The 1,037-nt window shown below is 35.0% G+C and carries 3 protein-coding genes; all 3 read left to right on the top strand.

What is annotated here, in order from left to right:
- Positions 1–613: DNA adenine methylase (locus tag ACYVTD_RS13505; RefSeq protein WP_461248255.1), on the top strand; the 613-nt coding region annotated here is incomplete at its 5' end.
- 2 nt (positions 614–615) lie between these two features.
- A complete protein-coding gene (locus tag ACYVTD_RS13500) occupies positions 616–879 on the top strand; it encodes a hypothetical protein (protein ID WP_461248254.1) in 264 nt (87 codons plus the stop codon).
- A partial coding sequence (locus tag ACYVTD_RS13495; protein ID WP_461248253.1) for a hypothetical protein occupies positions 855–1,037 on the top strand: 183 nt, incomplete at its 3' end. The genes ACYVTD_RS13500 and ACYVTD_RS13495, both read left to right, overlap by 25 nt.

The raw sequence follows: 1,037 nt of genomic DNA, 5'->3' as shown, positions 1-1,037 counted from the left end.
AACCCGCGAAGGCTTTCAAGAGATTAAATCTATAATGAAAGCGCATTGGAAAGGAGAAAAAAAAGTAAGAAGCAAAATAGAATTAGCGGCGTTGTTTTACTTTAATCATAATACATCTTATGGTCCTCATTTTTTGGGTTGGCCCTCTTCTGTTTATTTGCGGGAAGATCGCTATAAGACAATGATTGAGAAATCAAGAAAACTTTCATTAAGTAATATATCCGTTGAGTGTGATTCATTTGAGAACGTATTTAAAAAATATCCAAATGATTTTTTTTATTGCGACCCTCCTTATTATTTAGACGGAGATAGTAAAACTTTTATAGGTTTGTATCCGCATAGAAATTTTCCAATATACCATAAAGGATTTAAGCATGAACTTTTGCGTGATTTGCTGTTAAATCATAAAGGCGGCTTTATTCTTTCTTATAATAATTGCAGTGTTATCAGAAAATGGTATAAAGATTTTGATTGTAAAAAACCTTCATGGCAATATACTTTAAGTCAGGGTGATACACGCATCGGCGAAAATCGTTTGCGTGATAATAATGGCAGCCATATAAAAAAGTCTCATGAATTACTAATATACAAGATGCCTGAAACGCGGAGGTAAGTGTGGCAAAACGCGGGCTATCAAGCGACGATGCGCGAAAAGTCAGACAAAGAGGGCATGATGACGCTTTAGATTTTGCATTGCGTATCGGGCTTGAGCATGATTATAAAAACGATCTTAAAGCTAAGAAAGATGTTATTGATCCGTCTGGAGATGCTCATTCTGTAAAAAGTGGGAAAAAAAGTGGCAGATTTTTCTTTATGGAGGCACTCGCTTTAAAAATGATGACATTTTCCAAACCATGGACGGAATTGGTCAGTTGCTGATTAAATGTATAGAGGCTTTTCCTGAAAAATTTGAAGATTATCTTAAAGACAAACAATCAGCAAAGGAAAAATGCCGTATTCCAATGAAAGAACTTGCAAATTTATTACAAGACAAACGTCGTGTTCGAGCGTTTATTAATAAGTCGATGTTTAACGGC

Source organism: Treponema sp. R6D11 (assembly GCF_054786075.1).
Note: the sequence above shows the minus strand (reverse complement) of the source record. Positions and strands in the feature narration are given on the sequence as shown.